Raw genomic sequence first — 24,877 nt, forward strand, 5'->3', positions numbered from 1 at the left:
AACGCAGGTATTGCGGAGCGGCGGCCCGCGGAGCAATGCCGTTTGGTGGACTTTGCCGCTTTTGCAAAGTGACTCGCTGTAAGAGCGAAACCATACGCCGCCGTTACCCAAATAACGGATATGTACCCAATCACTGAGCTGGCTTGCAGGCATGGCATCAGGTTTTTGCAGCCAACTCCCGCAGCACCTTGAGCAATGTGGTCTCACCCTTGACCACGTCCGCCTGCTCAAAGCAGATCCAACCTTCGTTAAACCCATCAATCATGCGCATGCGCGGCATTGGATTCTGCGCGCCTTGCTCACGAAACATCGGCTCCCACGCATCGCGAGACACCACCTGTGCTGTCACACCACGACCAAGCACTTCGGTCAACGTGCGAGCGATGTCGTTCGGGCTGACCCGTTGGCCTTCCAGCTCAACTACCCGACGCCCGCTCCAGTGTTGCTGCAACAATTGCGCAGCCAGGCGGCCGACGTCGGCGGTGGCGATCATCGGTACGGTCTTATCCAGCGGTTGCAGGAAGCTGTGGATCACTCCGTGTTCACGGGCCGTGATTACGTCGTAGGCGGTGTTTTCCATGAACCAGCCCGGACGCAAAAAGGTCACCGGCACGTTCAACGCGCTCAGCGCCTGTTCCATCAAGGTGCGTTGGGTCAGCAGGTTCAGGTGTTCGGCCTGGGCGCCAATGGTCGACAGGCAAACAACTTTCTGCGGGGCCGCAGCTTCAATGGCCTGAGCGACGGCGGCAATCACCTTGCGCGCCTCGGGAAAACCCGGCTCCGGGTCGAAATCCGAAGGCGGCAGGATGAACACGCCGGTGGCACCCTTGAATGCTTCAGTGAGGGCCGCAGCGTCGTCCATATTGGCGATGGCGACCTCGCAACCAAGGGCGGCCCATACGGCGCCTTTGCCGGCATCGCGAATGACTGCGCGCACGGGTTGACGATCGTTGAGGAGAAAGCGCGCGAGGGCGCCGCCAACTTTGCCTGTGATTCCGGTGATGACATACATGGTGTTTACGCCTGTTGTTCCAATGTGTGGATCAAGCATAAACACCGCCCTGGATTGACAGAATAGCGATCCCGTCACTGCATCAGTGACTCAAAATCACGAATCACCCAGCGGTGGCAGCCGGCGCTTTACCGGGGTTTTCTTGACGATGGCCGTGTTGGTTTCGGCGTACGCGTTGAGCCGGTCCAGCAGGGTGTCCAGTTGGTCCATGGTGCGCACATGCAGGCGTGCGATGAAGCAGTCATCGCCGGTCACCTTGTCGCACTCCGTGAACTCGGGGATCGCCTGGATTTGCCGCTCCACCTCTTGCAATTTTCCGGGCAAAGGGCGAATGCGCACGATGGCTTGCAGCAGGTAGCCGAAATGTTTGGGGTCGATGTCCACGGTGTAGTTCTTCAACACGCCACGCTCTTCCAGCCGTCGCAGCCGCTCGCCGACGCTGGGGGAGGAGAGGCCGGTGATACCCGCCAAGGCCTTGAGGGACAGGCGCGAATCGTCCATCAGCGCGGCGATCAGTTGCTGGTCAATGCTGTCAATCATGGTCGCTCCGAAAGCGATTGCTCAGGTTTGCCTAATAAGAATAGGCGAAATGAAAGGTTCGCCTTATTTAGAATATGGAGTCGCTACAGGCCAGATTGCCATAATTGAGCCTCACTTGAGGAGCTCAATCATGGACAAATCCATACGTCGCGGTTCATGGGAAATGGTCGCCGCCATGCTCATATCCGGCACCATCGGCTGGTTCGTGCTGGTGTCGGGAGAGCCGGTGGTGGAAGTGGTGTTCTGGCGCTGCGTGATCGGCGCGCTGACGTTGCTGGTGGTGTGCTGGCTGCTCGGCTATCTGCGCCTGGACTTGCTGGACTACACCAAGCTCGGGCTGGCGATGCTCAGCGGCGTGGCGATCGTGGGTAATTGGTTGCTGCTGTTCGAGTCCTACGCCAGGGCATCCATCTCCATCAGCACGGCGGTGTATAACGTCCAGCCGTTTATGTTGGTGATGCTGGCGGCGGTGTTCCTGGGGGAGAAAATCACCTTGCAAAAACTTGCCTGGTTGAGCGTGGCTTTCGTCGGGATGCTGGCGATTGTCACCGCCCATGGCAGTCAGCAAAACACTGGGGATGACTACCTGGTGGGGGTGGCATTGGCCCTGGGCGCAGCGTTTCTGTACGCAATTGCGGCGCTGATCATCAAACGCTTGAAGGAAGTACCACCGCATCTGATGGCGTTGATCCAGGTGACCACGGGCGCCTTGCTGCTGGCACCGCTGATGCAGTGGCACAGCCTTTCGGCGTCGATGGATGCCTGGGCCGCATTGCTGACCCTGGGCGTTGTGCATACCGGCTTGATGTACGTGCTGCTGTATGGCGCGATCCAGAAGTTGCCGACGGCAATCACCGGGGCGCTGTCGTTTATCTACCCGATTGCGGCAATCTTTGTCGACTGGATTGCCTTTGGGCATCGGCTGGGCTGGATGCAATGGCTGGGCGTGGCGGCCATTCTGCTGGCGGCGGCGGGATTGCAGCGGGGTTGGTGGTGGCGCTCGAAAACAGCGGTGAACGTCACGCCGTAGCATGACGCTCACCCGCGACTCAATGTGCGCCGCGCGGGATGGTCTTGAGCAGGTCATCCGGGCTGATATAACCCACCACGCTGCCCGGTTGCGGCAGGCCGAGGATGTGGCCCTTGATCTTGCCGATCACGTGCATCTCGCAAGGCTTGCAGTCGAACTTCAGCGTCAGCACTTCGTCGCCGTGGATCAACTGCATCGGCGCAACCTTGGTCTTCACCCCGGTCACCCCCTTGGCCTGTTTGGGGCAGAGGTTGAACGAGAACCGCAGGCAGTGCTTGGTGATCATCACCGGCACTTCGCCGGTTTCTTCGTGGGCTTCGTACGCCGCGTCGATCAGTTGCACACCATGGCGGTGATAGAAGTCGCGAGCCTTCTGGTTGTAGACGTTGGCCAGGAACGACAGGTGCGATTCCGGGTACACCGGCGGCGGCGTGGTTTCCGCCTTGCGGCCGCCCCGTGGATGAGCCTGGATACGCGCCTCGGTCAGCGCCTCGATCACTTCACGGCGCAGGGCCTTGAGCTGCGAATTCGGGATGAAGAACGCCTGCGGCGCATCCAGCTCGATCGCAGTGGCGTGGTACTGCGTGGTGCCCAGTTGGCCCAGCAGGTCGCGCAGGGTTTCCAGGGCCTGTTCCGGCTTGTTGGCCACGCCAAACGGGCCGGGCAGGGCAACGCTGGCGCTGATGCCTTCTTCGCTGGTGACGGTCAGTTCCAGGCGATCTTCCTGCAGGCGAGCCGCCCAGGACACACCAATACGGCGCTCGGCGGAAGTCTTGAGCAGCGCCTGCTGCCAGTTATGGTCCAGGTTGCGGTTCAACGGATGATTCGGCCGCAGTTGATGCAGGCCGGCCGGCATCTCGTTGGGTTCGACGCGGTAGCGATAGCGCTTCTCGCCGTCTTCTTCGAACTCGCCTTTTGGCTCGGCGATGTTCGCGCGGAAACCCACCACTTCGCGCTTGATCAGCACATTGAGGCCGTCGCCGTTGGACAGCGGCTCATGGGTGACCACTTGCAAGTCACGCTTGCCGGCTTTTTCCACCACACCCACCGGCAGGCCGGTAAAGGTTGGGGTGTCGAAGGCGCCGATGTCGACCTTGCGGTCGGTGACGAAGTAGTCGGTGCTGCCACGATGGAAGGTCTTTTCCGGGTCCGGCAGGAAGAAATGCGCGGTGCGGCCGCTGGAGGCGCGAGCCAGGTCCGGGCGGTCTTCAAGAATCTCGTCCAGGCGCTGGCGGTAATAGGCGGTGATGTTCTTCACATAGCCCATGTCCTTGTAGCGGCCTTCGATCTTGAACGAACGCACGCCGGCATCCACCAGGGCGCGCAGGTTGGCGCTCTGGTTGTTGTCTTTCATCGACAACAGGTGCTTTTCAAAGGCAACCACACGGCCCTGGTCATCTTTCAAGGTGTAGGGCAGGCGGCAGGCCTGGGAGCAATCGCCACGGTTGGCGCTGCGGCCATTCTGGGCGTGGGAGATGTTGCACTGGCCGGAGAAGGCCACGCACAAGGCACCGTGGATGAAGAACTCGATGGCGGCATCGGTTTCATCGGCAATCGCACGGATTTCCTGCAGGTTCAGCTCACGGGCCAACACCAGCTGCGAAAAACCGGCCTGGTCGAGGAACTTGGCCCGGCCCAGGGTGCGGATGTCGGTCTGGGTGCTGGCATGCAGTTCGATGGGCGGGATATCCAGCTCCATCACCCCCAGGTCCTGGACGATCAGCGCGTCGACGCCGGCATCGTAAAGCTCGTGGATCAGCTTGCGCGCCGGCTCAAGCTCGTTGTCGTGCAGGATCGTGTTGATGGTGGTGAACACCCGCGCATGGTAGCGCCGAGCGAACTCCACCAACTGCGCGATATCGCTCACGTCGTTGCAGGCGTTATGGCGCGCGCCGAAACTCGGGCCGCCGATGTACACGGCGTCGGCGCCATGCAGGATGGCCTCGCGGGCGATGGCAACATCGCGCGCAGGGCTGAGCAATTCCAGGTGATGCTTGGGCAAGGACATAGTTTTTTTAGTCAGGCTTGTCACGGAGGCGGGCATTGTAGCTGTGAAATGCGCTATCGACATCTATCAAGCCCCAGGTGTGCTCCCAAATTGGAATGCACTCAACGGTGGGAGCCGGGCTTGCCCGCGATGCAGACACCGCGGTGTATCAGTGACACCGAGGCGATCCCATCGCAGTCTCGCTGGAGCTCGACAGCTCCCACATTTGATCATCGTTGGTTGATATAGAGCGTTTGGCTCAGCCCTTGGCGGCCATCGCAGTGACTTCAACCCGCATGCCTTCGACGGCCAGGGCGGCAACACCAACCGCCGCACGCACCGGCCAAGGCTTGGCGAAGTAGCGCTTGTAGACTTCATTGAAAGCGGCGCGGTCGGCCATGTCGGTCAGGTAGATGGTCAAATGCATGACCCGGTCAATCGAACTGCCGGCGCGTTCCAGCGCAACCTTCAGGGCTTGCAGAGTGCATTCGCTTTGCAGGGTGATGTCGCCAAGCTCCAGGCTGCCGTCGGCGCGGGTAGGGATTTGCGTGGAGACGAGGATGCCGTTGAAGCCGATGACGTCGGAAGAGATGGAGTCCGGGTCGAGATCGGGGGTGAAGGCGAGGTCGTGGTTGGCCATGGGATTCCCTTGGGTGACATCAGAAAGAAGGCCGATATGGTCCCCGAAAAAAAGGCCCGGGGCAAACCCGGGCCTTTTCGGCGAAGCAGCAAGGTAAAACGCAAGTCCACGATCAACCGTGTTTGTTTAACTAGCCTGTTGTTTCGTGGATAGTTTAATTGCCAATAGTTGCGTGCGCAGGTGCACTGCCGATTAAACTCGATTAATTAAAATTCACTGTGCATATGCGCACGCTGCTGTAGTTTTAACCCTGTCTTAGCCGCTCTGCTTCGACAACATCCTTTGGTTTGCCGCCGCAGTTTCTGCGGCGGATTTTTTATGGGCGCTGATGTATATATATTTAACTTATTTATAAAGTGGCACTTTGATAGTTGGTTGAATCAAACTATCAGTACACCAAGAGAGGCTTGTGCCTGCCCCATTTCGCACAACTGCTGTGCAAGATGAGGGATTAATCCACCGCCGCTGAATGCCTATAGTTCTTTCACCGCCGCAGCGCCCCACGGGGCATGCGAAATCCAGCCGTAGATTGAGGTGATCATAATGAATAGCGAATTCAAGCCTGACGTGGCCGATACCCAACCGCAGCACCTGCTCGATGCCGAATACTTTGAATACAGCAAGGCCGCCAATCCCATCAGCGCCAACCTGATCACCCGCATTCCCTATCACAGCTTCCCGGCCTCGCTGTACGACAGTGGGCCCTCTCGGGTAGTGCCGCTGGACCTCAGCGATGCCTTGGGTTGCGAAGGTCCGGCCACCGGTCCGGGGCTGTGTGCGAACTTCATTCGCCTGAACGCCGGCGATACGCTGGAACTGCACCCCAACGCCACCTCACAGGTGTTTTATGTCATCGCCGGGCAGGGCAGTGTGGTTCAGGGCGCGCACCGCATCGACTGGACCAAAGGCTGCTTCATTGCGCTGCCAGGTCTGCAGCAAGCGCAGTTCAGCGCATCAGAGGATGCGCGCCTGTATTACGTCCACGATGAGCCGCTGTTGCGTTACCTGGGCGTGACCCGCAGTGCCGATCGCTTCGTGCCGACGCTGTATCCCGCGGAGCTGGCCAACGCAAAACTGCGCGAAGCGGCCGATGATCCCCGCGCCCAGGACCGTAGCCGTATCAGCATCCTGCTGGGCAATCGCAACTTCCCGCAGACCCGTACCGTGACCCATGTGCTGTGGGCGATGTACGGCATCCTGCCGCCGGGGTCGATTCAGAAGCCCCACCGACACCAGTCGATTGCGCTGGATTTCATCATTGATTGCCCCAAGGGCTGCTATTCGCTGGTGGGCACCGAACTGGACGCCGATGGGCAGATCCGCAACCCGGTGCGGGTCGACTGGTCGCCGGGCCTGGCGTTCGTCACCCCGCCAGGTTACTGGCATGCCCACTTCAATGAGTCCGACACGGAAGCCTTCCTGATTCCGATCCAGGATGCGGGGCTGCAAACCCATCTGCGGTCGCTGGATATCCGCTTCAGCTGAGACGTTTCCAGTGCGGTGTTTCGCCCAGTTGCTCGACGATAAAGTCGATGAAGCACCGCACTTTGGAAGACACGATGCGCTTGGGTGGATAAACGAACCAAACCGCCGATTCACGGCCTGCGATGCGGATATCCCACTCAGGCAACCACACCAGCAACTCGCCGGTTTCAATGGGTTTGGCTACCAGCCAGTCGGGCAGCAAGGCAAATCCCAGGCCCTGTTGTGCGGCGATCAATTGTGCGTCCAGGTCGTTGATCCGGATGCTGTCTTTATGCACCAGCGGTGACACCTCACGCCCGTTGGCAAATGCGCTGTCAGCCGCTCCCAGGATCGCCGGCATGGCAGCCAGGTCGGCAGGGTTGACCGGCGCCGGATACTCCCGGCAAAACGCCGGGCTGGCCACCAGCCGGTAGCGCTCATCGCAGATCTTGCGTGCCTTCAACGTGGAATCCGCCAGGGTGCCAATGCGGATCGCCAGGTCCGCGCCGGCATGAATCAGGTTGACGTGGCTGTCGTCCAGCACCAGTTCCAGCTTGATCTGCGGGTAGCGGGCCAGGAAGGCATTCAAGGTGGGAAGGATATGGTGGCGGGCAAAGGCGGGCGGCAGGTTGAGCTTGAGCACGCCCCGTGGTTGTTCGTTCAGCGCGGAGGTGGCCGCCTTGGCTTGTTCCAGCTCGTCCAGCACCCGGCGTGCGTGCGTCAGGAATGTCTGGCCACCCTCGGTCAGGTGCAGCGTACGGGTAGAGCGGTTGAACAAGGCGATGCCGAGGTCCTGTTCAAGGTCCTTCACGTAGCGTGAAACCGTGGAAGCCTTGATGCCAAGCCGGTCGGCGGCACGGGAGAAGTTATTGCCCTCGGCGGCTTCGACAAAGGCGGTTAACGCAGCGAAGTAATCCAAGGGCGGCCTCGACTTGACGGTGGGTTGTCTGGCGCTACAGCGGCGTCAGCACGTTCATCACGGTGTCCAGCGCCACCCGGGTATCGTCCAGTTGCACCAGGGAGGCATGCCGCGCGCCGAGGGCATCACGGTTCTTGATCGCGGTGAGGATCGCTTTGTGCCGGGGCAGGCTGAGGCCCTGGATGTCGGGGCGACGGTTGGTGATGTTGATGGACTCGCGAAGTGGCAGCGACAGCATGTTGCACATGTAGGCCAGCAAGTCGTTGCGGGTCGCATCGGCAATCGCCCGGTGGAAGTCCAGGTCGGCCTGCAGCAACGTTTCGTGGGTATTGGCGGTTTCCATGCCGAGGTAGGCTTTTTCGATGGTGGCGATGTCGGCGTCGGTGGCGGTGGTCGCGGCCATCGCGGCGATTTCCGGCTCGAGGATCCGGCGTACACCGGCCAGGGTGTTGAAAAACTCGCTGTGGGGTGTCGACTGCATCAGCCAGGTCAGCACGTCCGGGTCCAGCAAGTGCCACTGCACCCGTGGGCGCACCACGGCGCCGACCTTGGGCTTGGAAATCACCAGGCCCTTGGCGCTGAGCACCCGGGTCGCCTCACGCAATACCGAGCGGCTGACCTTGTACTCCTCGCACAAGGTGGCCTCCATGGGCAACCGTTCTTCCGGCTTGAAGCGCCCGGAAACGATGTGCATGCCCAAGTCCTGAACGATTTGGGCATGCATGCTCTTGCGCGGCTTGGTCGGCTGCTGATCCATAACAGGGAGGCTACTCTGGCGAAATACGCGGCATCATAGCATTGCTCCCGTCCCAATTAGTGGGAATGACGCGGCACTTCGGCGCCACGGCAGCCCACCAGGAAGTCGAAGTCGCAGCCCTGGTCTGCCTGTAATACGTGGTCGATGTACAGCTGCCGGTAGCCCCCGACAATCAGCTGCTCGGGCGGCGCAAGGTCGGCCATGCGGGCCGCCAGTTCGGCGTCCGGGATGTCCAGGTGCAGGCGGCCATTGGCGCAATCGAGTTCGATCCAGTCGCCTTCCTTGACCGTGGCCAACGGGCCGCCGGCCGCCGCTTCCGGCGCCACGTGCAACACCACGGTGCCGTAGGCCGTGCCGCTCATGCGCGCATCGGAAATCCGCACCATGTCGGTCACGCCCTGGGCCAGCAGTTTGGCCGGCAAGCCCATGTTGCCGACTTCCGCCATGCCCGGATAACCCTTGGGCCCGCAGTTTTTCATCACCAGGATCGAGTTGGCATCCACGTCCAGTTCCGGGTCGTTGATCCGTGCCTTGTACATGTCGAAGTTCTCGAACACCACGGCACGCCCGCGATGCTGCATCAGTTCGGCACTGGCAGCCGAGGGCTTGAGGACTGCACCCAGTGGTGCGAGGTTGCCCCGCAGCACACAAATGCCGCCGTCGGCGCGGATCGGGTTGTCGAGGGTGCGGATCACTTCGTCCTGGCCGTAGATCGGTGCTTCGCGGGTGTTTTCGCCGAGGGACTTGCCGTTGACGGTCAAGGCATTCGGGTGCGGGATCAGGTTGGCCTCACCGAGGCGGCGCAGCACCGCCGGCAGGCCGCCAGCGTAGTAGAACTCCTCCATCAGGAAGCGCCCGGACGGCTGCAGGTCGACGATGGTCGGCATGCCACGGCCCATGCGGGTCCAGTCGTCCAGGTCGAGCTCGACGCCGATGCGTCCGGCGATGGCTTTCAGGTGAATCACCGCGTTGGTCGAGCCGCCGATGGCTGCGTTGACGCGAATCGCGTTTTCGAAAGCCTCCTTGGTCAGGATCTTCGACAGCTTCAGGTCTTCACGCACCATCTCCACCGCACGCATGCCGGACATGTGCGCCAGTACATAACGCCGCGCATCCACCGCGGGAATCGCCGCGTTGTGGGGCAGGGAAGTGCCGAGTGCTTCGGCCATGCAGGCCATGGTCGAGGCGGTGCCCATGGTGTTGCAGGTGCCCGCCGAGCGGGACATGCCGCCTTCGGCCGCGAGGAAATCGTCGAGGGTAATGGTGCCCGCCTTGACCTGTTCGCTGAGCTGCCACACCACGGTGCCCGAACCGATGTCCTGGCCCTTGTGCTTGCCGTTGAGCATCGGCCCGCCGGTGACGACGATCGCCGGCACGTCGCAACTGGCGGCGCCCATCAGCAGCGCCGGGGTGGTCTTGTCACAGCCGGTCAGCAGCACCACGCCGTCGATGGGGTTGCCGCGAATGGCTTCCTCCACGTCCATGCTGGCCAGGTTACGGGTGAGCATCGCGGTGGGGCGCAGGTTCGATTCGCCGTTGGAGAACACCGGAAATTCCACCGGAAAGCCACCGGCTTCGATCACGCCGCGTTTCACATGCTCGGCAATCTGGCGGAAGTGCGCGTTGCAGGGCGTCAGCTCCGACCAGGTATTGCAGATCCCGATGATCGGTTTGCCGTGAAACTGATGATCGGCAATCCCCTGGTTTTTCATCCAGCTGCGGTACATGAAGCCGTTTTTATCGGCGGTACCAAACCAGCTGGCGGAGCGCAGGACGGGCTTTTTCTCGGACATGGCTGACTCTCTTATTGTAAGACTATATAGATCCATTCTCGGCTTAACATAGGCGTAAATTCGGGCGTTTGGAAGTGTTGTTGATTAAATAGTATTACTATATAGTCCGATTCAACGAGGCCTGGCCCTGGCGGTTTTCCGCGAGAGGCGACCCGAAACGCTCTATAAAAATAACAATCGGAGACCGCTCACATGAGCCAGGAACAGCGGCTGATACGTCGCATCACGCTGAAACTGATTCCCTTCCTGATCTTGCTGTACCTGATTGCCTACGTGGATCGCTCGGCCGTGGGCTTCGCCAAATTGCACATGGGCGCGGATGTCGGCATCGGCGATGCGGCGTATGGACTGGGAGCAGGGCTGTTCTTTATTGGCTACTTCCTGCTGGAAATCCCCAGCAACCTGATGCTCGACCGTTTCGGCGCGCGGCGCTGGTTCGCACGAATCATGGTGACTTGGGGCGCGATTACCATCGGCATGGCATTCGTCCAGGGCCCCCACAGTTTCTATGTGATGCGCTTTCTGCTGGGCGCCGCCGAAGCCGGGTTCTTCCCGGGTGTCCTCTACTACATCACCCAATGGTTCCCGGTGAGGCACCGCGGCAAGATCCTCGGGCTGTTCATCCTGTCCCAACCCATCGCCATGATGATCACCGGCCCCGTGGCGGGCGGCTTGCTCGGCATGGACGGGATACTCGGCCTGCACGGCTGGCAGTGGTTGTTCATCGTCATCGGCACCCCAGCGATCCTGCTGACCTGGCCGGTGCTGCGCTACCTGCCGGATGGGCCGCAACAGGTGAAATGGATGGACCAGGCGGAGAAGGCCTGGCTCACCGGCGAGCTGGCCAAAGACCTGCAAGCCTACGGCCAGACCCGGCACGGCAACCCGCTGCATGCGCTGAAGGACAAACGCGTGCTGCTGCTGGCGCTGTTCTACCTGCCGGTGACCTTGAGCATTTATGGCCTGGGCCTGTGGCTGCCGACCTTGATCAAGCAGTTTGGCGGCAGCGACCTGACCACCGGGTTTGTGTCGGCAGTGCCCTACATCTTCGGGATCATCGGTTTGCTGATCGTCCCGCGCAGTTCCGATCGCCTGAATGATCGCTACGGTCATCTTGCCGTGCTCTACGTGTTGGGCGCCATCGGCCTGTTCCTCAGCGCCTGGCTGACAGTGCCGCTGTGGCAACTGGCAGCGCTGTGCCTGGTGGCGTTTGCGCTGTTTTCTTGCACGGCGGTGTTCTGGACCTTGCCGGGACGTTTCTTTGCCGGCGCGGGTGCAGCGGCGGGCATCGCCTTGATCAACTCGGTGGGCAACCTCGGCGGCTACATCGGGCCGTTCGTGATCGGCGCCCTCAAGGAGTACACCGGCAACCTTGCGTCGGGCTTGTACTTCCTGGCGTGCGTGATGCTGTTCGGGGTGGTGTTGACCGGGGTGGTCTATCGGTTGCTGGAGCGCAGGCACGTGCTGCCGCCCGACCAGTTCGCCGCCAGCGCCCGTGGCGCCACGCGTACTTAATTGGCAATCAGGAGAACACTCATGGGGTTAGTGCAGTTTGAATTGAACAACGGCGAACGCCGAGTGGGCGTGGTCGACGGCGATCAGGTACGCGAGGTGCGGGCCGCCCGCACGGTACGCGACCTGGCACTCGCCGCCATCGAGGCTGGCGTCACCTTGCAACAGCACATAGACCACCTCGGCCTGGCCGAGAGCCACGACTACGCCAGACTGCTGGCCGCGCAGAAGATCTTGCCACCGCTGGATCACCCGGACCCTGCCCACACGCTGGTCAGCGGTACCGGCCTGACCCACCTGGGCAGTGCGTCGGCGCGGGACAAGATGCACCAGAACGGCAGTGACGAAAGCGCGATGACCGACAGCATGCGCATCTTCAAATGGGGCGTGGAGGGCGGTAAACCGGCTTCTGGCCAGGCCGGTGTGCAGCCGGAATGGTTCTACAAGGGCGACGGCAGCATCGTGGTGCGTCCGGGCCAGCCATTCCCGTGGCCGGCGTTTGCCGAAGACGCCGGCGAAGAGCCGGAAATCGCCGGGCTGTATGTGATTGGTCACGACGGCAAGCCGTATCGCCTGGGCTACGCGGTGGGCAACGAGTTTTCCGACCACGTGATGGAGCGCAAGAATTACCTGTACCTGGCCCACTCCAAGCTGCGCAGTTGCAGCTACGGTCCCGAGTTGCGCCTGGGTGAACTGCCCCGGCACCTGGCGGGCACCAGCCGTATCGTGCGCAATGGCGAGGTGTTGTGGCAGCACGAATTCCTCAGTGGCGAAGCCAACATGTGCCACAGCCTCGAAAACCTTGAATACCACCATTTCAAATACACCCAGTTCCTGCGCCCAGGTGACGTGCATATCCATTTCTTCGGCACCGCCACCTTGTCGTTTGCCGACGGCATTCGTACCCAGCCAGGCGATGTGTTCGAAATCAGCCAGGCCGAATTCGGCGCGCCATTGATCAACGGCATTGCCGTGGCCAACAGCGGCGTGGCACCTGGCGGCATAGGCACCCTTTGAAGGAGACAGGCATGACCCGGATTTGTGGCCACAACTACATCGGCGGCCAGCGCAGCGCTGCCGGCAGCATCACCCTGCAGAGCATCGACGCCACCAGTGGCGAGGCATTGCCCTTTGATTTCTACCAGGCCACCGCGCAGGAGGTCGACGCCGCGGCCAACGCCGCCGCTCAGGCTTACCCGGCTTATCGCAGCCTGAGCGCGCAGCATCGTGCGTCGTTCCTGGAGGCGATAGCCGATGAACTGGACGCCCTGGGCGATGACTTTGTCGCCCTGGTCTGCCGCGAAACGGCGTTGCCCGCCGGGCGTATCCAGGGTGAGCGCGGTCGTACCAGCGGCCAGATGCGGTTGTTCGCCAAGGTACTGCGGCGCGGTGATTTCTACGGCGCGCGGATCGACCAGGCGCTGCCGGATCGTCAGCCCTTGCCGCGCCCGGATCTGCGCCAATACCGCATCGGCCTGGGGCCGGTCGCGGTGTTTGGGGCGAGCAATTTCCCCCTGGCCTTTTCCACTGCCGGTGGCGACACCGCCGCCGCGCTGGCGGCCGGTTGCCCGGTGGTGTTCAAGGCCCACAGCGGCCACATGGCCACCGCCGAGCGGGTCGCCGATGCGATCATGCGGGCGGCCGAGCGCACAGGTATGCCCGGCGGCGTGTTCAACATGATCTTCGGCGGCGGTGTGGGGGAAGCGCTGGTCAAGCACCCGGCGATCCAGGCCGTGGGTTTCACCGGCTCGCTCAAAGGCGGCCGGGCGTTGTGCGATATGGCGGCGGCACGCCCGCAACCGATCCCGGTGTTCGCCGAGATGTCCAGCATCAACCCGGTGATCGTCTTGCCCCAGGCCCTGCAAACCCGGGCAGACACCATCGCCCGCGACCTGGTCGCCTCGGTGGTGCAGGGGTGCGGCCAGTTCTGCACGAACCCGGGGCTGGTGATCGGGATTGCCTCGCCAGCGTTCACAGGCTTCACCCAACAGGTCGCCCAACTGATCGGCGGCCAGCCCGCGCAAACCATGCTCAATGCCGGCACCTTGAACAGCTACGGCAAAGGCCTGCACACGCTGCTGGCCCATCCTGGCATCGAGCACCTGGCGGGCCAGACGCAAACCGGCAATCAGGCGCAGCCACAGCTGTTCAAAGCGGACGCCAGCCTGCTGATCAACGGCGATGAAGTGTTGCAGGAGGAAGTGTTCGGCCCCACCACGGTGTTCGTGGAAGTCGCCGACCAGGCCCAACTCGCTGCGGCGTTGCACGGCCTGCACGGCCAATTGACCGCGACGATCATTGGCGAGCCGGCGGATTTCACCCAGTTCGGCGAGTTGACGCCGCTGCTGGAGCAAAAGGTTGGCCGCATCCTGCTCAACGGCTACCCCACGGGCGTCGAGGTGTGTGACGCGATGGTCCACGGCGGGCCGTATCCGGCGACTTCGGATGCCCGTGGCACTTCCGTGGGCACCCTGGCGATCGAGCGTTTCCTGCGACCTGTGTGCTTTCAGAATTACCCTGATAGCCTGCTCCCCGACGCGCTGAAGAATGCCAACCCGTTGCGCATTCAGCGTCTGGTAGATGGGCAGCCGTCGCGCGACGCGCTGTAACCGGTACCACCTGAAAACAACAAGAAAGCAGGAGGTTTCATGTCGTGGACCGCAGTCACACCGCACCGGGCTCGGCTGGGCGAAGGGCCGTTCTGGGATGTACCGGGCCAGGCCTTGTATTGGGTGGACATCATCGGCCAGCAGGCCTTGCGCCTGCAGGGCGGGCAATTGCACACCTGGCAATTGCCTGAGCCGGTCTCGGCGTTTATCCCGTGCGCCAGCGGCGATGCACTGGTGACCCTGAGCAGCGGCGTGTATCGCCTCGACCTCGATTCGACGCCGAGCGATCCGCGCCTGACCTTGCTTTGCGTCGCCGATCCGCAACCGGGCAACCGTGCCAACGAAGCCCGCTGCGATGCCCAGGGCCGGCTGTGGCTGGGCACCATGCAGAACAACATCGGCGAGCACGGTGAAGACTTGCCGGTGCTGCGACGTTCCGGCGGCCTGTTCCGGGTCGATACCGACGGGCAGGTCACGCCGTTGCTGCAAGGCCTGGGGATTCCCAACACCTTGCTGTGGAACGACGCCGCCACCCACGTGCATTTCGGCGACAGCCTGGACGGCACGCTCTATCAATATCCGATTAATGAACAGGGCCAGCTCGCACCCGCGCAGGTCTGGTTCGGGCCTCACTCCCGGGGTGGCCCGGACGGCTCGGCCATGGACGCCGAAGGCTATATCTGGAACGCCCGCTGGGACGGCAGCTGCCTGCTGCGGCTGACGCCGGACGGTGAAGTTGACCGGGTCATCGAATTGCCGGTCAGCCGTCCCACCAGTTGCGTGTTCGCAGGCCCCGACCTCAAGACCTTGTACATCACCAGTGCCGCCAGCCCGCTGGATCACCCGCTGGACGGTGCGGTGCTGGCCATTGAGGTCGATGTGCCGGGGAAAGTCTGCCACCGCTTTGCAGGATAACCAACAGGCTGTTTAACGCACTCAAAAACAACAACAAGGAGTCACCCTATGAATCGTCGTCGTGGTATCCGTTCCCTGTGCTGCGCCGCTGTGGCGGTGTCCGCCGTCGGCCTGAGCAGCCTGTTGCTGGCGGCCGAGCCGGTGAAGATCGGCTTTCTGGTCAAGCAGGCGGAAGAGCCCTGGTTCCAGACCGAATGGGCCTTCGCCGAAAAGGCCGGCAAGGACAAGGGCTTCGAGGTGATCAAGATCGCCGTGCCCGACGGCGAGAAAACCCTCTCGGCCATCGACAGCCTGGCGGCCAACGGTGCCAAGGGTTTTGTGATTTGCCCGCCGGACGTGTCCCTCGGCCCGGCGATCATGGCCAAGGCCAAAGCCAACGGCTTGAAAGTGATCGCCGTGGATGACCGTTTTGTGGACGCCAAGGGCAACTTCATGGAAGACGTGCCTTACCTGGGCATGGCCGCGTTTGAAGTGGGCGAGAAGCAGGGCAGTGCCATGGCCACTGAAGCGAAAAAACGTGGCTGGGACTGGAAGGACACCTATGCGGTGATCAACACCTACAACGAACTCGATACCGGCAAAAAGCGCACTGATGGCTCGGTCAAATCCCTGAAGGCCGCGGGCATTCCGGATGATCACATCCTGTACGCAGCCCTCAAGACCCTCGACGTCCCCGGCAGCATGGACGCCACCAACTCGGCGCTGGTCAAGCTGCCCGGCGGCGCGAAAAACCTGATCATCGGCGGCATGAATGACAACACCGTGCTTGGCGGCGTGCGCGCCACCGAAAGCGCCGGGTTTGCGGCGGCGAATGTCATCGGCATCGGCATCAACGGCACCGATGCCATTGGCGAATTGAAGAAAGCCAACAGCGGCTTCTTCGGCTCGATGCTGCCCAGCCCGCACATCGAGGGCTACAACACCGCGAGCATGATGTTCGAGTGGGTCACTACGGGTAAGGAGCCGCCGAAGTACACGGCGATGGATGAGGTGACGCTGATCACCCGCGAGAACTTCAAGCAGGAGCTGCAAAAGATCGGTTTGTGGAACTGATGGCCGCTGACGTTTCCCGGCAGCCCTGCTAACGCCGGTACTGTGGGAGCTGTCGAGCTTCAGCGAGGCTGTGATAGCGGTGGGTCAGGCACCTTGGATATTGATAGTGCCGACGTCATCGCAGCCTCGCCAAAGCTCGACAGCTCCCACAGGTTTAGTCAGCAGAGAATTTCAGCACGGTATTCTGCGTGTAGGTCTGGCCAGGATCGAGACGGGTAGAGGGGAAGCTCGGCTGGTTGGGGCCGTCGGGAAAATGCTGGGTTTCCAGGGTGAACGCACTCCAGTGGGCGTAAGGCGTGCCACCCTTGCCCTTGATCGTTCCGTCGAGGAAGTTGCCGGTATAGAACTGCACGCCAGGCTCGCTGGTATACAGCTGCAAGCGGCGACCGGACTGCGGGTCACGAACGTCGGCGGCCAGTTTGCCGATATCACCCTTGGCATCCAGCACCCAGTTGAAGTCAAAGCCACCTTGTTTAGGTTCGGCGAATTTCAGCTGGGGATGATCGTCCTTGATGTGCTGGCCGATGGCAGTGGGCTTGAGAAAGTCCATCGGCGTACCGGCGACCGGGGCCAGTTCGCCGGTGGGAATCAGGGTGCTGTTGACCGGGGTGTAATGGCTGGCATGCAGGGTGGCGACCTGCTTGAGCACATCACCGCTGCCGGCGCCGGCGAGGTTGAAGTAACTGTGGTTGGTGAGGTTGAGCACCGTGGGTTTGTCGGTGGTGGCCTTGTAGTCGATGTGCAGTTCGTTCTTGTCGTTGAGGCTATAGGTGACATCGACTTTCAGGTTGCCGGGGAAACCCATCTCGCCGTCCTTGGACAGGTAGCTCAGGGTCACGCCCACCGAATCGTCCTGCTTGACCGGCTCGGCTTTCCACACATGCTTGTCGAAACCTTGCGGGCCGCCGTGCAGCGAGTTCGGCCCGTCGTTGAGGGGCACTTGATAGCGTTTGCCGTCCAGTTCAAAGCTGCCCTTGTCCAGGCGGTTGCCAAAACGGCCGATGGTCGCGCCGAAGAACGCGGTACCGGCCTGGTAGCCCTGGACGTCATCGAAGCCCAGCACCACGTCGGCGAACTGGCCGTGTTTGTCGGGTACTTTCAGCGACTGCAAGACCGCGCCATAGGTGATGACCGTGGCTTGTACGCCATGACTGTTACGCAATACATACTGCTCGACGGCGGTGCCGTCATTGGTTTTACCGAAGGGTTTGTGTTCGCTGGACAAGCCAGCCGCCTGAGCGCCCAGGCTGGCCACCGCCAGGGAGAGGCCAAGGCCGGTAAGCAGGAATCGGGATTGCCGCATGACTGAGCTACCTTTATTGTTGTTAATTAAATAGTTCTACTATTTATTCGGCTGCAGGGCTGATTTATAGCCAATATCGCAAAACATGCAATATAAAATAAGACTAAATACAGCGGAGTGACTGCCCCATGAACACTGAAAAACAGCCCGGCGCGCAGGCGATGTACCCGGACCTGCGGGATAAAACCGTGCTGATCTCCGGCGGTGCTTCCGGGATAGGCGAGGCCATGGTGCGTGCCTTCGCACGCCAGGGGGCCAAGGTAGCCTTCGTGGACCGGGCGCAAGGGCAGGGCGACCGATTGGCGGCGATATTGTCGGCCGAGGGCCATGCCGTCGAATTCGCCCATTGCGATATCACCGACGAGATCGCGTACAAGGCCGCGATAGCGTGCCTGGCGCAGAGCCTTGGGCCGATCGACGTGCTGGTGAACAATGCCGCCAATGACGTTCGGCACACCCTGGATGAAATCGACTCGGAGCGGTTCGACCAACTGATTTCGGTCAACCTGAAGCACGCATTTTTCGCGGCCCGGGCCGTGGTGCCGATGATGAAGGCCGCAGGCGGCGGGTCGATCATCAACCTGGGTTCCATTGGCTGGATGATGGCTTCCAGCGGCTACCCGGTATACGCCGCCAGCAAAGCCGCCGCCCACGGTATGACCCGGGCCCTGGCGCGGGAGCTTGGGCCCAGCCGTATCAGGGTCAATACGCTGGTGCCGGGCTGGGTGATGACCGAGAAACAACTGGCGATGTGGGTGGATGACGCGGCCCGGGAGTTGATCGCCCGCAGCCAGTGCCTGCCGGGCAGTGTGGAGCCGGAACATATCGCCAATATGGCGCTGTTCCTGGCCTCTGATGTATCGGCGATGTGTACCGCACAGAACTTCATTGTGGACGGCGGCTGGGTCTAGGCCGGGGAAGGGTCGCCATCCCGGATGCAACGAATCGCCGCCCGGGGCCTCATACAGTAACGAACGGTGGTTCATATGCAGCCACCGCAACCGACTACTTCATGGGTGCAGGTGATTGATTTATGACGGACGCCGATAAGAAACATGTGGCCTGGCTGGTGGAACAATCGATGCTGCATGCCGCCAAGCAGCGCGCCAGGCTTTATTCGGGGCAAGGCCGGTTGTGGCAACAGCCGTATGCGCATACCCGGCCCCGTGATGCTTCGGCCCTGGCATCGGTGTGGTTCACGGCCTATCCGGCGTCCATCGTCACCCGCGAGAACGGCAGCGTACTGGAGGCCCTGGGCGATGAAACCTTGTGGCACGCGCTGTCGAAAATCGGCATACAGGGCATCCATAACGGCCCGCTGAAACGCTCGGGCGGTCTATCCGGCACCGAGCACACTCCCACCATTGACGGCAATTTTGACCGCATCAGCTTCGACATCGACCCGCAACTGGGCACCGAAGCCCAGCTTCAGGCGCTGGCCCGCATGGCCGCCGCGCACAACGCAGTGATCATCGACGATGTGATCCCGTCCCACACCGGCAAGGGCGCGGACTTCCGCCTGGCCGAGATGGCCTACGAAGACTATCCCGGGCTCTATCACATGGTGGAGATCCGCGAGGAAGACTGGCCGCTGCTGCCCGATATCAGCGAGGGCCGCGATGCGCAGAACCTCAGCCCGCAGCAGGTCGACGTGCTCAGGGACAAGCACTACATCGTCGGCCAGTTGCAACGGGTGATCTTCTTCGAGCCCGGGGTCAAGGAAACCGACTGGAGCGCGACCGATGTGGTCATCGGCGTGGACGGCAAGCCCCGGCGCTGGGTGTACCTGCATTACTTCAAGGAAGGGCAGCCGTCGCTGAACTGGCTGGATCCGACCTTCGCCGCGCAGCAGATGATCATTGGCGATGCCCTGCACGCCATCGACGTGATGGGGGCGAAGATCCTGCGCCTGGACGCCAACGGTTTCCTTGGCGTGGAACGAAAACTGGAAGGTAACGCCTGGTCTGAAAGCCATCCGCTGTCCATCACCGGCAACCAGATCCTGGGCGGCGCGATTCGCAAGGCGGGCGGTTTCAGCTTCCAGGAATTGAACCTGACGGTGGACGACATCGCCGCCATGTCCCACGGCGGCGCAGACCTGTCCTACGACTTCATCACGCGCCCGGCTTACCAGCACGCGTTATTGATGGGCGACACCGAATTCCTGCGCCTGATGCTGCGGGAGATGCACACCCTGGGCATCGACCCCGGCTCGCTGATCCACGCCTTGCAGAACCATGACGAGCTGACCCTGGAACTGGTGCACTTCTGGACGTTGCACGCCCATGACACCTACCTCTATCAGGGGCAGACCTTTCCCGGCGGCATCCTGCGCGAGCATATCCGTGAGCAGATGTACGAACGCCTGGCTGGCGAACACGCGCCGTATAACCTGAAGTTCGTGACCAACGGCGTGTCCTGCACCACCGCCAGCATCATTACAGCGGCGCTGGGCATTCGCGACCTTGAGGCGATTACCCCGGCGGATATCCAGCAGATCCGCCAGATTCACCTGCTGCTGGTGATGTACAACGCGATGCAACCGGGGGTGTTTGCACTGTCCGGCTGGGACCTGGTGGGCGCATTGCCGTTGCCGGCGCAGGAGGTGGCCCACTTGATGCTGGATGGCGACACACGCTGGATCCATCGCGGCGCCTATGACCTGGTGGACCTGAATCCGGATGCGGAGCAATCCGCCGGGCAGATGCCACGCCCGAAAACCTTGTATGGCAGCCTGATCAGCCAGTTGGCCGACCCGGATTCATTTGCCTCGCAACTGCAAAGAATCCTCGCGGTGCGCCGAGCCTACGACATCGCCGCCAGCCGCCAGATCCTGGTGCCGGATGTGCAGCACCCGGGGCTGTTGATCATGGTGCACGAGCTGCCGGCGGGCAAAGGTACCCAGATCACGGCGCTGAACTTCGGCTCGACGCCGATTACTGAAACCCTGCACCTGCCCGATATTGCGCCCGGGCCGGTGGTGGACATCATCAATGAGCGGGTGGAGGGCGATCTGACGCCCGAGGGTGATTTCACCATCACCCTGGATGCGTATGAAGGCTTGGCGCTGCGGGTAGTGATCTGATCCACTGATCCACTGCAGGAGCGAGCAAGCTCGCTCCTACACGGGGACCGGCTGTTCCGCCTCCTGATGGTGCGTGGAGCCAATGAACATATACATCGCAGGCACCATGAACAGCGTCAGCACGGTACCGATCGACAACCCGGCAAAGATCACCAGGCCCATGTCATGCCGTCCCGCAGCCCCGGCACCGGAGGCCCACACCAGCGGCACCACGCCCAGCACCATGGCGGCGGTGGTCATCAGGATCGGCCGCAAACGCACGCCGGCCGCTTCTTCTATGGCCTCACGCTTGCTGTGACCGGCGCGCTGCAACTCGTTGGCAAACTGCACGATCAGGATCCCGTGCTTGGTGATCAACCCCAGCAACGTCACCAGGCCCACCTGGGTGTACACGTTGATCGAGGCAAACCCCATGGTGATAAACGCCAGCGCGCCGAAGAGTGCAGGGGGCACCGAGAACAGGATCACCACCGGGTCGCGGAAACTCTCGAACTGAAACGCCAGGGCCAGGTACACAATCAGGATCGAGAACATCAGCAGGCCGAAGAACCCGCCGGATTCCTGCATGAACTGGCGTGATTCGCCGGAGAAGTCCGAGGTGTAACCCGACGGCGCAATATTAGTCAGAATGGTGTTCAGTTTCGCCAGCAGTTCGCCCTGGGCCACGCCGCTGACGCCCGACAGGGTCGCCGAGTTGAGTTGCTGGAAGTGGTTGATGGATTCCGGCTGGGTCGAGGTTTCGATATGCGCCACGGTGCGCGCCTGGATCATGCTGCCGGATGGCGTGCGAATGTAGTAATCGAGAATCTGGTCCGGGTTGAGGCGATCAACCTGCAACACCTGGGGAATGACTTTGTACGAGCGCCCGGCAGTGGAGAAGTAGTTCACGTAGTTGCCGCCCAGTGCCGCGGACAGCGCCGCACCGACGTCGGCCTGGGTCATGCCCAGTGCGGCGATTTTTTCCCGGTCCACCACCAGCTTGGCTTGTGGCTTGTCGAGTTTCAGGTCCATGTCGGAGAAATAGAACAGCTGTTGTTTCTGGGCCTCGACCACCACGGCCTGGGCGACTTCATTGAGGTTTTCCACCGAGTCGGTGGTGGTGATCACGAACTGCACCGGCAAGCCCTGGGCGCCCGGCAGCGACGGCAGGGGGAAGGCGGCGATGGTGGCGCCCGGCACCTGGTTCCATTTCTGCTGGAGTTCCAATATCAGTTGGGCTTGGGAGCGCGAGCGGTCGCCCCAGTTTTTCAGCAGTACACCGCCCAGGCCCTGGTTGAGGATAGGCAACCCGGTCAGCTGGAACATCTGCGCGTATTCCGGCTCTTTGTTGGCGATCTGGAAGGCCTGGTCGGCGATGCGCTCCATCTGCTGCGGCGAGGCAGTGGGCGGGCCCTTGATCTGCATGAACACCAGCCCCTGGTCCTCGGTGGGCGACAGTTCGCTTTTGGCGGTCATGCCGCTGGCGGCCACCAGCAGGAACAGCACAAAACCAAACGTCACCAGCACCGGCCATACGTTCAGGCCGCCCGAGAGTACGCGGTGGTAACGGCCCCGCAACCAGTCAAAGTACTGATCGAGCTTGCGGGCGAAACGACCTTCTTCCTGCCCGGTCTTGAACAGCCGGGACGTCATCATCGGCGAAAGCGTCAACGCCACCACGGCCGACACAGTCACGGCACCCGCCAGCGAGAAACAGAACTCCTTGAACAGCGCACCGGTAAGGCCGCTGCGCAGCCCGATGGGCACGTAGGCCGCGATCAGCACCACGGTCATCGCGATGATCGGCCCACCCAGTTCCCGCGCGGCAACCAGCGCAGCCTCCAGCACGCCTTTGCCTTCTTCCTTGATATGCCGGTCGACGTTTTCCACCACGATAATCGCGTCGTCCACCACCAGGCCGATCGCCAATACCAGGGCAAGCAGGGTCAGCAGGTTTATCGAGTACCCCAGCAGGTACATGATGAAGAAGGTCCCGACCAGCGACAGAGGGATCGCCACCAGCGGCACGATCACCGCGCGGAACGAGCCGAGGAACAGGTAGATCACCACCGACACAATGATCATCGCCTCGACCAGGGTCTTCACCACCTCATAGATCGAGGTGTTGATGAACTCCGTGGAGTCATACACGATCTCGCCGCGTACCCCGGTGGGCAACTGGGATTGCAGCTCGGGGAAGGCCTCGCGCACGCTGTCGGCCACCGTCAGGATATTGGCAGTCGGCGCCGTCTTGATGCCGATGAACACCGAACGCTTGCCGGAAAACGCCACGCTGCTGTCGTAGCTTTCGGCGCCGAGGGTGACGGTGGCCACGTCCTCCAGGTACACCAGGGCATCGCCTTTCTGCTTGACCACCAGCCGCTTGAATTCATCCACGGTGTGCAAGTCGGTCCCGGCCGTCAGGTCGACCGTCACCGTTTGCCCACGGGTGGAACCGACGGCAGACAGGTAGTTGTTGTTGGCCAGGGCGGTGGACACGTCCTGGGCGGTCACGTTATGCGCTGCCAGTTTGTTCGGGTCCATCCAGGCGCGCAGGGCGAACTGGCGCCCGCCGAGGATTTCTGCGGTTTGCACGCCCTGGATCGAGTCCAGCTTGGGCTTGACCACCCGCACCAGGTAGTCGGTGATGTTGTTGGTGGGCAGGGTGTCGCTGTAGAAACCCAGGTACATGGCGTCTGTGGTCTGCCCGACCGCCACCGTCAGCACTGGTTCCTGGGACTGCGCCGGCAGTTGGTTCTTGACCGAGTTGACCTGGGTGTTGATCTCGGTGAGGGCCTTGCTCGCGTCGTAATTCAGCCGCAGCGTGGCGGTAATCGTCGAGACACCGGTGATGCTCGTTGAAGACAGGTAGTCGATGCCCTGGGCCTGGGCGATGGCCGATTCAAGCGGCTGGGTGATAAAGCCGGCAACGGTGGAGGCGTCCGCGCCGTAGTAGGCGGTAGTGATGGTGACCACGGTATTTTCGGTGCGTGGCCATTGGTTCACTGGCAATTCGAAGATCGAGCGCAGCCCCAGGATCAGGATGAACAGCGAGACGACAATCGCCCAGACCGGCCGCTGGATAAAGGTATCGGTAAGCTTCATGGGACACCTTTAGTGTTCTTGGGGAGTCGGCGCAGGATCGTTCAGCGGCGCGGCGCTGTTATCGACCTTCACCGGCGAGCCATTCTTGAGCTTCATCTGGCCGCTGGTGATCAGCAGGTCACCTTCCTTCACGCCCGACAGGATCGCCACCTGATCGCCCCGGGTCGGTCCGGTCTTGATAAAGGTCTGTTGCGCGGTGAGGACTTCCTCACCCTTGTCGTTCTTGCTCGATGTGGCAATGAATACCGTGGTGCCGTAAGGGTTGTAGGTCACCGATGTCTGCGGAACGGTGAGGTAGCGCTGCGTCGCACCGGAGTTGACCACGGCGCGGGCAAACATCCCGGGCACCAGGTTCTGTTTGGGGTTGTCGACGGTGGCTTCCACGGTGACATTGCGCGTGGTGGCGTCGAACTGGGTGTCGATGGTGCTGATCTTGCCGGTGAAGGTTTGATTCGACAGGCCGTCGGCCGTTACCGAAACCCCTTGGCCGATGGCGATGGCCTCCATTTGAGTCTGGGGCACCGTGAAGTCGATGTAGATCGGATCGAAGGTTTGCAGCGTGGCGATCTTGTCGCCGGGGTTGAGGTATTGGCCAGGGTTGACGCTGGTGATGCCGATGCGCCCGGCAAAGGGTGCGCGGATGGTTTTTTTCGCCACCAGCGCGCGCTGTTGTTCGGCGGCGGCGAGCTTGGCTTTGAGGTCGGCGGTGTCAGTGTCCACTTGTGCCTGGGAGATGGCGTTAACCGCCAGTTGCGCCTTGTCACGCTTGAGGACGATCACCGCCAGGTCGGCCGTGGCCTCAAGGGAATGCAGTTGCGCGATGTCCGAGTCGGCATTCAGCTGGACGAGCAGCGCCTGGGCCGCCACTTCTTGCCCGGGCGTGAAGCCGATGGTGCGCACGATGCCGCCCACTTCAGTGGTCACATCCACCCCCCTGACCGCTTTCATTGAGCCCACGGCGCTGACATTCGGTTGCCAGTCGCTGAACGGCACCTTCATGGCCGTGACCACGGAGGCGGGCAGGGGCATTTTCGACTGGGCGATCAGCGCCGAAATCTGCACGAACTTCACCCCGGCAATGATCGCCACAATCACCAGCACCACCACGATCATGATGATCATCGGCCGCCACAGTCGGCGCTTGCGCGGTGCGCCGGGCTCGGTGGGCAGGGGA

Annotated in this window: 19 protein-coding genes; 9 read left to right on the forward strand and 10 right to left on the reverse strand. The window is 61.8% G+C overall.

Annotated elements, in window-relative coordinates:
- Positions 1-157 precede the first annotated feature (157 nt).
- Positions 158-1,012, reverse strand: coding sequence for an NmrA family NAD(P)-binding protein (locus tag HYE77_RS21885; RefSeq protein WP_177069319.1), 855 nt, complete (start codon positions 1,010-1,012; stop codon positions 158-160).
- A 96-nt stretch (positions 1,013-1,108) separates the two neighbouring features.
- Positions 1,109-1,552, reverse strand: coding sequence for an Lrp/AsnC family transcriptional regulator (locus HYE77_RS21890; protein ID WP_008433323.1), 444 nt, complete (start codon positions 1,550-1,552; stop codon positions 1,109-1,111).
- A gap of 130 nt (positions 1,553-1,682) precedes the next feature.
- On the opposite strand from HYE77_RS21890, the gene HYE77_RS21895 reads away from it, so the two are divergent.
- On the forward strand, positions 1,683-2,582 hold the full coding sequence (locus HYE77_RS21895) for a DMT family transporter (protein WP_177069320.1): 900 nt from the start codon (positions 1,683-1,685) through the stop codon (positions 2,580-2,582).
- A gap of 19 nt (positions 2,583-2,601) precedes the next feature.
- On the opposite strand, the gene HYE77_RS21900 is transcribed toward HYE77_RS21895, so the two are convergent.
- Together HYE77_RS21900 and HYE77_RS21905 are read right to left on the reverse strand one after the other, a co-directional pair.
- The gene (locus HYE77_RS21900) at positions 2,602-4,590 is read right to left on the reverse strand and encodes a U32 family peptidase (protein WP_003217801.1); all 1,989 of its coding nucleotides are present in this window, start codon (positions 4,588-4,590) and stop codon (positions 2,602-2,604) included.
- Between the two features lie 238 nt (positions 4,591-4,828).
- Positions 4,829-5,209: a RidA family protein gene (locus HYE77_RS21905; protein WP_003217799.1), complete on the reverse strand. Its 381-nt coding sequence runs from the start codon at positions 5,207-5,209 to the stop codon at positions 4,829-4,831.
- Between the two features lie 543 nt (positions 5,210-5,752).
- Here HYE77_RS21905 and HYE77_RS21910 point away from each other — a divergent pair.
- Entirely contained in the window at positions 5,753-6,694 is a 942-nt protein-coding gene (locus HYE77_RS21910; protein WP_177069321.1) for a cupin, read from the forward strand.
- Here HYE77_RS21910 and HYE77_RS21915 read toward each other — a convergent pair.
- Genes HYE77_RS21915 through HYE77_RS21925 form a run of 3 tightly spaced genes read right to left on the reverse strand, consistent with a single transcriptional unit; the run spans position 6,687 to position 10,142 of the window.
- The gene (locus HYE77_RS21915; RefSeq protein ID WP_102604314.1) at positions 6,687-7,592 is read right to left on the reverse strand and encodes a LysR family transcriptional regulator; all 906 of its coding nucleotides are present in this window, start codon (positions 7,590-7,592) and stop codon (positions 6,687-6,689) included. The genes HYE77_RS21910 and HYE77_RS21915 overlap by 8 nt on opposite strands.
- A gap of 34 nt (positions 7,593-7,626) precedes the next feature.
- Positions 7,627-8,349 carry a FadR/GntR family transcriptional regulator gene (locus HYE77_RS21920; protein WP_003217775.1) on the reverse strand — a complete coding sequence of 241 codons (723 nt, stop codon included), beginning with the start codon at positions 8,347-8,349 and terminating at the stop codon, positions 7,627-7,629.
- Positions 8,350-8,405: 56 nt separating this feature from the next.
- Positions 8,406-10,142, reverse strand: a complete 1,737-nt coding sequence (locus HYE77_RS21925; protein ID WP_008433338.1) for an IlvD/Edd family dehydratase — start codon at positions 10,140-10,142, stop codon at positions 8,406-8,408.
- Positions 10,143-10,334: 192 nt separating this feature from the next.
- On the opposite strand from HYE77_RS21925, the gene HYE77_RS21930 reads away from it, so the two are divergent.
- Genes HYE77_RS21930 through HYE77_RS21950 form a run of 5 tightly spaced genes read left to right on the forward strand, consistent with a single transcriptional unit; the run spans position 10,335 to position 16,231 of the window.
- Positions 10,335-11,657, forward strand: a complete 1,323-nt coding sequence (locus HYE77_RS21930; protein WP_177069322.1) for an MFS transporter — start codon at positions 10,335-10,337, stop codon at positions 11,655-11,657.
- 21 nt (positions 11,658-11,678) lie between these two features.
- On the forward strand, positions 11,679-12,671 hold the full coding sequence (araD1, locus tag HYE77_RS21935) for an AraD1 family protein (protein WP_177069323.1): 993 nt from the start codon (positions 11,679-11,681) through the stop codon (positions 12,669-12,671).
- 11 nt (positions 12,672-12,682) lie between these two features.
- Positions 12,683-14,263 (forward strand): aldehyde dehydrogenase (NADP(+)), encoded by a 1,581-nt coding sequence (locus tag HYE77_RS21940; protein ID WP_177069324.1) that lies wholly within the window; start codon positions 12,683-12,685, stop codon positions 14,261-14,263.
- 39 nt (positions 14,264-14,302) lie between these two features.
- Positions 14,303-15,178 carry an SMP-30/gluconolactonase/LRE family protein gene (locus HYE77_RS21945; protein WP_177069325.1) on the forward strand — a complete coding sequence of 292 codons (876 nt, stop codon included), beginning with the start codon at positions 14,303-14,305 and terminating at the stop codon, positions 15,176-15,178.
- 48 nt (positions 15,179-15,226) lie between these two features.
- Positions 15,227-16,231: a substrate-binding domain-containing protein gene (locus HYE77_RS21950; RefSeq protein WP_087693833.1), complete on the forward strand. Its 1,005-nt coding sequence runs from the start codon at positions 15,227-15,229 to the stop codon at positions 16,229-16,231.
- Between the two features lie 154 nt (positions 16,232-16,385).
- Here the strand turns inward: HYE77_RS21950 and HYE77_RS21955 are convergent, their stop codons facing one another.
- Positions 16,386-17,534 (reverse strand): aldose epimerase family protein, encoded by a 1,149-nt coding sequence (locus HYE77_RS21955; protein WP_102604320.1) that lies wholly within the window; start codon positions 17,532-17,534, stop codon positions 16,386-16,388.
- 128 nt (positions 17,535-17,662) lie between these two features.
- Here HYE77_RS21955 and HYE77_RS21960 point away from each other — a divergent pair, with 128 nt between their 5' ends.
- Both HYE77_RS21960 and treS read left to right on the forward strand, forming a co-directional pair.
- Positions 17,663-18,445: an SDR family NAD(P)-dependent oxidoreductase gene (locus HYE77_RS21960; RefSeq protein ID WP_177037143.1), complete on the forward strand. Its 783-nt coding sequence runs from the start codon at positions 17,663-17,665 to the stop codon at positions 18,443-18,445.
- Between the two features lie 122 nt (positions 18,446-18,567).
- Positions 18,568-20,619 carry a maltose alpha-D-glucosyltransferase gene (gene treS / locus HYE77_RS21965; RefSeq protein ID WP_008433350.1) on the forward strand — a complete coding sequence of 684 codons (2,052 nt, stop codon included), beginning with the start codon at positions 18,568-18,570 and terminating at the stop codon, positions 20,617-20,619.
- 36 nt (positions 20,620-20,655) lie between these two features.
- Here the strand turns inward: treS and HYE77_RS21970 are convergent, their stop codons facing one another.
- Positions 20,656-23,703, reverse strand: coding sequence for an efflux RND transporter permease subunit (locus tag HYE77_RS21970; RefSeq protein WP_177037145.1), 3,048 nt, complete (start codon positions 23,701-23,703; stop codon positions 20,656-20,658).
- A gap of 9 nt (positions 23,704-23,712) precedes the next feature.
- Positions 23,713-24,825, reverse strand: coding sequence for an efflux RND transporter periplasmic adaptor subunit (locus tag HYE77_RS21975; protein WP_008433355.1), 1,113 nt, complete (start codon positions 24,823-24,825; stop codon positions 23,713-23,715).
- Positions 24,826-24,877 lie beyond the last annotated feature (52 nt).

Source organism: Pseudomonas sp. IPO3774, from assembly GCF_013386835.1.
Lineage (GTDB): Bacteria > Pseudomonadota > Gammaproteobacteria > Pseudomonadales > Pseudomonadaceae > Aquipseudomonas.

What these genes read in the sequence shown, in the direction of transcription:
- HYE77_RS21885 (WP_177069319.1), bottom strand. Translation starts at nt 1,012, where the DNA reads ATGTATGTCATCACCGGAATCACAGGCAAAGTTGGCGGCGCCCTCGCG.
- HYE77_RS21890 (WP_008433323.1), bottom strand. Translation starts at nt 1,552, where the DNA reads ATGATTGACAGCATTGACCAGCAACTGATCGCCGCGCTGATGGACGAT.
- HYE77_RS21895 (WP_177069320.1), top strand. Translation starts at nt 1,683, where the DNA reads ATGGACAAATCCATACGTCGCGGTTCATGGGAAATGGTCGCCGCCATG.
- HYE77_RS21900 (WP_003217801.1), bottom strand. Translation starts at nt 4,590, where the DNA reads ATGTCCTTGCCCAAGCATCACCTGGAATTGCTCAGCCCTGCGCGCGAT.
- HYE77_RS21905 (WP_003217799.1), bottom strand. Translation starts at nt 5,209, where the DNA reads ATGGCCAACCACGACCTCGCCTTCACCCCCGATCTCGACCCGGACTCC.
- HYE77_RS21910 (WP_177069321.1), top strand. Translation starts at nt 5,753, where the DNA reads ATGAATAGCGAATTCAAGCCTGACGTGGCCGATACCCAACCGCAGCAC.
- HYE77_RS21920 (WP_003217775.1), bottom strand. Translation starts at nt 8,349, where the DNA reads ATGGATCAGCAGCCGACCAAGCCGCGCAAGAGCATGCATGCCCAAATC.
- HYE77_RS21925 (WP_008433338.1), bottom strand. Translation starts at nt 10,142, where the DNA reads ATGTCCGAGAAAAAGCCCGTCCTGCGCTCCGCCAGCTGGTTTGGTACC.
- HYE77_RS21930 (WP_177069322.1), top strand. Translation starts at nt 10,335, where the DNA reads ATGAGCCAGGAACAGCGGCTGATACGTCGCATCACGCTGAAACTGATT.
- araD1 (WP_177069323.1), top strand. Translation starts at nt 11,679, where the DNA reads ATGGGGTTAGTGCAGTTTGAATTGAACAACGGCGAACGCCGAGTGGGC.
- HYE77_RS21940 (WP_177069324.1), top strand. Translation starts at nt 12,683, where the DNA reads ATGACCCGGATTTGTGGCCACAACTACATCGGCGGCCAGCGCAGCGCT.
- HYE77_RS21945 (WP_177069325.1), top strand. Translation starts at nt 14,303, where the DNA reads ATGTCGTGGACCGCAGTCACACCGCACCGGGCTCGGCTGGGCGAAGGG.
- HYE77_RS21950 (WP_087693833.1), top strand. Translation starts at nt 15,227, where the DNA reads ATGAATCGTCGTCGTGGTATCCGTTCCCTGTGCTGCGCCGCTGTGGCG.
- HYE77_RS21955 (WP_102604320.1), bottom strand. Translation starts at nt 17,534, where the DNA reads ATGCGGCAATCCCGATTCCTGCTTACCGGCCTTGGCCTCTCCCTGGCG.
- HYE77_RS21960 (WP_177037143.1), top strand. Translation starts at nt 17,663, where the DNA reads ATGAACACTGAAAAACAGCCCGGCGCGCAGGCGATGTACCCGGACCTG.
- treS (WP_008433350.1), top strand. Translation starts at nt 18,568, where the DNA reads ATGACGGACGCCGATAAGAAACATGTGGCCTGGCTGGTGGAACAATCG.
- HYE77_RS21970 (WP_177037145.1), bottom strand. Translation starts at nt 23,703, where the DNA reads ATGAAGCTTACCGATACCTTTATCCAGCGGCCGGTCTGGGCGATTGTC.
- HYE77_RS21975 (WP_008433355.1), bottom strand. Translation starts at nt 24,825, where the DNA reads ATGATCATCATGATCGTGGTGGTGCTGGTGATTGTGGCGATCATTGCC.